This window comes from Candidatus Nanopelagicales bacterium, assembly GCA_018003655.1.
Classification (GTDB): domain Bacteria; phylum Actinomycetota; class Actinomycetes; order S36-B12; family UBA10799; genus JAGNDY01.
Genome location: JAGNDY010000086.1, coordinates 1 through 6,880 on the forward strand (window position 1 = coordinate 1; position 6,880 = coordinate 6,880).

Annotated in this window: 8 protein-coding genes; all 8 read left to right on the forward strand. The window is 65.0% G+C overall.

Annotated features, from left to right (window positions below):
* A partial coding sequence (glmS, locus tag KAZ48_09750; protein MBP7973073.1) for a glutamine--fructose-6-phosphate transaminase (isomerizing) occupies positions 1–941 on the forward strand: 941 nt, incomplete at its 5' end.
* The gene (locus tag KAZ48_09755) at positions 938–1,342 is read left to right on the forward strand and encodes a holo-ACP synthase (GenBank protein ID MBP7973074.1); all 405 of its coding nucleotides are present in this window, start codon (positions 938–940) and stop codon (positions 1,340–1,342) included. The genes glmS and KAZ48_09755, both read left to right, overlap by 4 nt.
* A gap of 124 nt (positions 1,343–1,466) precedes the next feature.
* Positions 1,467–2,912, forward strand: coding sequence for an NAD(P)H-hydrate dehydratase (locus KAZ48_09760; GenBank protein MBP7973075.1), 1,446 nt, complete (start codon positions 1,467–1,469; stop codon positions 2,910–2,912).
* Entirely contained in the window at positions 2,854–4,092 is a 1,239-nt protein-coding gene (gene alr / locus KAZ48_09765; protein ID MBP7973076.1) for an alanine racemase, read from the forward strand. Before KAZ48_09760 ends, alr begins: the two co-directional genes overlap by 59 nt.
* A 2-nt stretch (positions 4,093–4,094) precedes the next feature.
* On the forward strand, positions 4,095–5,162 hold the full coding sequence (locus KAZ48_09770) for an alpha/beta hydrolase (protein MBP7973077.1): 1,068 nt from the start codon (positions 4,095–4,097) through the stop codon (positions 5,160–5,162).
* Positions 5,141–5,626, forward strand: a complete 486-nt coding sequence (gene tsaE / locus KAZ48_09775; protein ID MBP7973078.1) for a tRNA (adenosine(37)-N6)-threonylcarbamoyltransferase complex ATPase subunit type 1 TsaE — start codon at positions 5,141–5,143, stop codon at positions 5,624–5,626. Before KAZ48_09770 ends, tsaE begins: the two co-directional genes overlap by 22 nt.
* A 9-nt stretch (positions 5,627–5,635) precedes the next feature.
* Entirely contained in the window at positions 5,636–6,391 is a 756-nt protein-coding gene (gene tsaB / locus KAZ48_09780; GenBank protein ID MBP7973079.1) for a tRNA (adenosine(37)-N6)-threonylcarbamoyltransferase complex dimerization subunit type 1 TsaB, read from the forward strand.
* 23 nt (positions 6,392–6,414) lie between these two features.
* On the forward strand, positions 6,415–6,879 hold the full coding sequence (gene rimI, locus KAZ48_09785; GenBank protein ID MBP7973080.1) for a ribosomal protein S18-alanine N-acetyltransferase: 465 nt from the start codon (positions 6,415–6,417) through the stop codon (positions 6,877–6,879).
* Position 6,880 lies beyond the last annotated feature (1 nt).

Genomic DNA, 6,880 nt, shown 5'->3' on the forward strand with positions numbered 1-6,880 from the left:
GTGGCACGGCCTATCACTCGGGGATGATCGCCAAGTACGCGATTGAGCACTGGACCCGGATTCACTGTGAGGTCGAACTCGCCAGCGAGTTCCGGTACCGCGATCCCATCCTCGATCCGCGAACCCTGGTGATCGCGATCTCGCAGTCCGGCGAGACCATGGACACCCTGATGGCCTTGCGCCATGCCAGGGAACAGGGCTCCCGGGTGTTGTCCATCTGCAATACCCAGGGCTCGACGATTCCACGCGAATCGGACGCCGCGCTCTATACCCACGCGGGACCGGAGATTGCGGTCGCTTCCACCAAGGCATTCCTCACCCAGGTAGTCGCGTGTTACCTGGTCGCGCTGTACCTGGCGCAGGTTCGCGGCAATCTCTTCGCTGACGAGATTCGATCGATCGTCAGAGAGTTGGCAGACATGCCACGCAAAGTCGACCTGGTCCTCGACACCACAGACGGCGTCCAGGCGCTCGCGCGTCAGTACGTAGACGCACCGAGTGTGCTGTTCATCGGCCGTCACGTCGGGTTCCCGGTTGCACTCGAAGGCGCGCTGAAACTCAAGGAACTCGCGTATATGCACGCCGAAGGGTTTGCGGCGGGCGAGCTCAAACACGGTCCCATTGCCCTCATCGAGGACGGCATGCCGGTTGTGGTGGTTGCACCGTCACCGACAGGTCGCAACGTGCTGCACGAGAAGATCGTGTCGAACATCCAGGAGGTTCGGGCGCGGGGTGCGCGAACGATCGTGATCGCTGAGGAGCATGACGAATCGGTTGCGCCCTACGCCGATCACCTGATCCGGATCCCACAGTGCCCGACACTGATGCAGCCATTGCTGGCCACCGTTCCGCTACAGGTTTTTGCGTGCGAATTGGCGACCGCCAAGGGCCACGACGTTGACCAGCCACGAAACCTCGCCAAGTCGGTCACGGTCGAGTGATCGTCGGCATTGGGACCGACATCGTCGATGTTGAACGGTTCAAGTGGATGATGCGGCGCACTCCTACCGTGCTCGATCGACTCTTCCGTGATGGGGAGAAGCGGCGGTGTGACGGCACGAGTCTGACCGCCGAATCACTGGCCGGGAGGTTCGCGGTGAAGGAGGCCGTCGCTAAGGCGCTCGGCTGCCCACCCGGGTTGGAGTGGCACGACTGTGTCGTCGAGCTGGCTGACGGCGGCGCGCCCCGTCTGCGCGTCGACGGCACGGTGGCGGCCGCTTGCCTCGAGCGTGGCATCACTGACTGGCACGTCAGTATCAGCCACGACGGCGGATTGAGCACCGCGTTCGTTGTCGCGGAGGCGTTGGGACGGTCAGACGAACCGACCACGGGCACCCAATGACCAACTGCTGCGCGCACTGGACGGCGATCTGCGGGAGGATGGACGGGTGAAGTCCGCATATTCGGTCGCCGAGGTGAGGGCCGCTGAGGCTCGGTTGCTGGAGCAGGTGCCTGCGGGCGCCTTGATGCAGCGGGCAGTCGCCGGCCTGACCTCGGTTTGTGTTGATCTATTGGTGGATGCCTGCCACGGCGTGAATGGCACCCGGATCGTCCTGCTTGTTGGCACCGGCAACAACGGTGGCGACACGCTCTGGTGCGGATCGCGGCTCGCCGAACGGGGCGCGACCGTCACCGCCATCACGTTGGGTTCGACGCGGCACCAAGAAGGCGGCGATGCGTTGTTGCGTTCCGGCGGCCGACTGATCCCGGCCGATTCGGCCGATTGCCATGTTGTCATTGAGGAGGCCGACCTCGTCCTCGATGGCATCCTGGGGATCGGCGGGAAAGGGTCACTGCGGGGTGCAGCAGCCACGCTGACCGCAGTCGCCGCTGCCTCGTCGGCTGTGGTGGTGGCAGTCGATGTGCCCAGCGGGGTCGATTCCGATACCGGTGCGGTGGCCGATCCGGACGCGGTCGTCGACGCCGACGTCACCGTCACTTTCGGGGTTCTCAAGCCTGGTTTGGTCGTGGCCCCGGGCGCACTGCGGGTAGGTGACTTGACGCTGGTCGACATCGGACTACGGGGGCTCGACGATCCGGTCTTTTCGGTGGTCGACGAGCAGACCTCGGCCCTGCACCTTCCTGCACCGGGACCTACTGACGACAAGTACACCCGGGGCGTTGTCGGCGTCGTCGCTGGTTCGGCGCCTTACCCGGGCGCTGCGGTGCTGTGCACCGGATCAGCCCGCCTCGGCGGAACCGGCATGGTTCGCTACGCAGGTTCCGCTGTTGACGGGGTCGCTGCGAGATGGCCGGATGTGGTGCTTTCTCACGAGGGCCCGGCACACGCTGGCAAAGTGCAAGCGTGGGCGATTGGGCCCGGTGCGGGCACTGACGATGCGGCCCGGCAGCGCCTGAGCGAGGTACTCGACGGCGACGCTCCGGTTCTCATCGACGCAGATGCGCTCACGCTGGTGGCAAACCACACCGGGTTACGGACGCGCATCGGTGAACGAGCGGACGCGGGCAAGATCACCGTGATGACGCCTCACGCAGGTGAGTTCGCGCGGCTCGGCTTTGCGCTGCCGGAGGGCGCGCAGGCCGATCGAGTCGGCCAGGTGCGCGATGCCGCGGCGCAACTCGGCGTCGTCCTGCTGCTCAAGGGTTCCCATACCGTTGTCGCTTCCCCGAGCGGAACGGTCTTTGCCAATGTTCTCAGCGACGCCGCATTGGCGACGGCCGGTTCCGGGGATGTGCTTTCGGGGCTGGCCGGATCGATGCTCGCGGCCGAATTCGCCAGGGATCCCAATCTCACCCCCGACGGAGCCGCCGAGGTGATCGCCTGCGCCGCGCTCGTGCACGGCCTCGCCGGCCAACTCGCTGCAGCGGGCTCGCGGCCGGTGACGGCGATCGATGTGCTGGACCACGTCCCTGGTGCCATCGCCGCGATTCGAGGTGGCCAGGGTGAGTGATTTCGGTCCCACATCGTTTGAAACCACCCCGGCCGCAGGCGAACCCCAGCGAAACCTGCGTGCGTGGGCCGACATCGACTTGCGCGCCGTAGTCGAGAATGTCGGCCGGATGCGGGAGGTAGCTCCGAACGCAGATGTGATGGCCGTCGTGAAGGCGGATGCATACGGTCACGGCCTGATCGAAGTCTCGCGAGCGGCCCGTTCCGGCGGGGCAAAGTGGCTGGGAGTTGCGCTGTTGCAAGAGGCGTTGGACCTGCGTGCCGCAGGAGACCAGGGTCCGCTATTCGCCTGGCTGGCGACGCCTGGAGACCAGTTCGCCGCCTGTGTTAAAGCGGACATCGATCTCAATGTCTCGGCCGCATGGATGCTGACCGAGGTGGTTGTGGCAGCAAAGAGCCTCAACAAGGCAGCCCGGATTCATCTGAAGATCGACACTGGTCTCGGTCGGGGTGGATCAACGCCGCACGAATGGTCAACGCTGATCAAGGCGAGTGCGGCCGCAGCTGCCCGTGGTGAAGTCGAGATCGTGGGAATCTGGTCGCACTTCGCTTATGCCGATAGCCCGAATCATCCCACCATCGCCAGGCAGCTCGAGGCGTTCGAGGATGCCATCGAAGTCGCGCGGCGCCTTGGCGTCGAACCAAAGTTGCGTCACATCGCGAACTCGGCGGCGACCCTCACCTTGCCGACAGCGCACTACGACCTGGTCCGGCCCGGTATCGCGATCTACGGCATTTCGCCAGGAGACCAGGTGGGAACATCGAGGTCGCTGGGGCTGCGCCCGGTCATGACGCTTGGCGCGAGGCTGGTTCAGGTTAAGCGGCTGCCAGCAGGCCACGGAATTTCCTACGGCCATGAGTACGTGACAGACCGGGAGACCACCGTCGCGCTGGTGCCAGTCGGCTACGCCGATGGGATTGACCGAAGTGCCACCAACGCAGGGCCGGTTTTGGCTGCCGGTCGGGTGAGGCCTATCGCGGGCAGGGTATGCATGGACCAGTTCGTGCTGGACCTCGGCGATGACCTCGCCGTGGCTGGCGACGAGGTGTTGTTGTTCGGTTCGGGCAGTCGCGGCGAACCGAGCGCCGCGGATTGGGCGCGGGTCTGTGACACGATCCCGTACGAGATCGTCACCCGAATCGGCCCCCGAGTTCAGCGGGTATTTCGAGGAGGAGTCTGACCGTGACTGACGGAAACGGCAAGCGGCTGGCTGCTCTCGTGGCGCTGCTTGGGTTGGGTGCAGCCGCCGGATTCGCCCTGGAGGAGGCGTTGATCTCCCGCAAGTTTCGGCCCGACGCCGATCAGGACGAACCGTTCGGCGAACTGCACGGGGAAACCGTCGAGGTCATTGCCGACGATGGCGTCCGCCTGCACGTCGAGGTGGACGAGCCGCCCACACCCACGCCGGACGACTTGACGATCATCTTCAGCCACGGGTACGCGCTCAACGAGCACTGCTGGCATTTCCAACGCCGGGATCTGCGTCCACTCGGTCGATTGGTCTTTTTCGACCAACGTGCTCACGGCCTGTCCACCAGGGGTGAGTCCGAACGCAGCACGATTGACCAGCTCGGGATGGATCTCGGTCGAATCATCGATGTCGTCGCTGGGTCGGGACCAATCGTGTTGGTTGGTCACTCGATGGGTGGCATGACGGTGATGGCACTGGCAGCACACCGACCAGAGCTCTTCGATGACAAGAAGGTCGCCGGTGTTGCGCTCCTGGCTACCGCAGTGGGCGGGTTGAAGGATTCGGTGCTCGGCATGCCACCGATGCTTGGGCGCGCTCTCCACCAAGCGGCGCCGACGGTCCTGGGCCTAGCCACGCGGCACACGGATTTGGTCGAAGCTGGCCGGCAGCGCGGCAGCGACTTCGCGTACCTGTTGGCCAAGTACTACAGCTTCGGTTCGAACGTGCCGCCGTCGTTGACGAACTTCACGGCGGACATGACAAACGGAACTCCGGTCGATGTGGTCGCCGAGTTCCTCCCTGGCCTGGACGCACACGAGAAATCCGAGGCATTGATGGCGCTGCGCGACATCGAGACGCTGGTCATGGTCGGCGACAAGGATCGGCTGACACCGCCGCCGCACAGCGAGGAGATCATTCGCCGGGTGCCGCACGCGCAGTACGTGTTACTCCAGGACACCGGCCACATGCTCATCCTTGAGCGACATGCCGAAGTCAACCAAGCGATTCGGGATCTGGTGGCCAGGGTGCGGGAGCAATGGAACGACGCTTCGAGGTAGCGACCCCAGAAACGATGGAGGCGCTCGGACGCCGCATCGGGCGGCTACTGCGCGCCGGTGATCTGGTCGTCCTCGACGGTGCGCTCGGCGCTGGCAAGACCACGTTGGTGCGGGGGATCGGCGTCGGGTTGGGTGTTCGCGGCCCGATCAGTAGTCCCACGTTCGTCATCGCCCGGGTGCATCCGTCGCTGGTTAGTGGCCCCGCCTTGGTGCACGTGGACGCCTACCGCCTTTCGGGAATCGGCGATGTCGATGAGCTCGACCTGGACGAGTCGATCGATGCGTCGGTCACCGTCGTGGAGTGGGGAGTTGGCAAGGCCGAGCAGTTGGCCGATTCGGTGCTGACGATTCGAATTGAGCGGGCAGTCGGTGAGGTCGTGACTGCCGACCAGGAGGTTCGGAATGTCTCGATCACCAGCCCGACGTCAGGCTGGGCTGCCCGACTCGCGGAGCTGGCCACGTAGCCTGACCACATGTTGGTGCTGGCGCTGGATTCCGCAACGTCCGCCCCGTGCGTCGGTGTGGTCTCTGGCGACGGGTCCGTCCGGATTGAGGCAACCGGATTGGAGGGAATTGCCGGAGAAGTTCTGCTCCCCGCAGTCGACTCCTTGCTGATTCAAGCCGGTATTGAGAAGCACTCGCTCACCCATGTCGCGGTGGGGGTTGGACCGGGGCCCTACACCTCCACGCGGGTTGGGGTCATGGTGGCCACGACGATCGCCCACGCACTGTCGATTCCGATTGCGGGCATTTGCACCCACGATGCGATCGCGGCTGCGGTGGTGTCCCAGACCCTGCCGACCGTCGATTTTGGGGTTGCCACCGATGCACGCCGCCGCGAGACTTATTGGGCGCGCTACGACTGCAGGGGTGCTCGCCGAACTGGCCCGGTCGTGACCAAACCGGCCGAGATGCTGGAGCGAGCCGATCTGGCAGCCTGGGCCGGTGATGGCCTCGACCGAAATCCGGAACTGGTTCGCGAGCACCGGGTGACCGTCATCGCCGATACCTTGCCGCAGGCAACAATCCTGGCCGATCTGGCGATCGCAGCGTGGCGCGCTGGGGAAGAGCCGGGCAGCGAACTCCCACCGACGACCGAGCATGGCAACGATGGGGCTGGCCTCGTCAGTGCCCAGCGAACCCTGCTGCCGCCACATCCGATCTATCTACGTCGACCGGATGCCAAGCCCCAACAGCTGCCAGCGAATCAATCGGCTGGACAGCGGTGATCACCGGCAGCTCCCTGCGGCCCATGCACTGGCGCGATATCGCCACGGCCGTGCGGTGGGAGGCCGAGATCTTTGGCGCGGATGCCTGGAGTGCCGAGACACTGTGGAGCGAACTGGCCGGGGTTCCCGATCAGCGCGTGTATATGGTTTCGCAGCATGACGATCAGCTCCAGGGCTACGCCGGGTTGGTCCTCACGGGTGCCGAATGCGATGTCGCAACCGTTGTGGTTGGCCACCAGGCTCGCGGTCGTGGCATTGGCCGCGCGCTGCTGGTGAACCTGCTGGCTCAGGCCACCTCGCTCGGAGCAATGCGATGCCATTTGGAGGTGCGTGCCGATAACGCTGCCGCCATCGATCTCTACCGCAGCCTCGGATTCAGTGTCGTCGGGCAGCGCGAGGGCTACTACCGGGACGGAACGGCGGCCATGACCATGAGCCTGGAACTGCCCGTGGGTGTGGCGGGCGCCGGAACGGACGTGAACGCGTGAT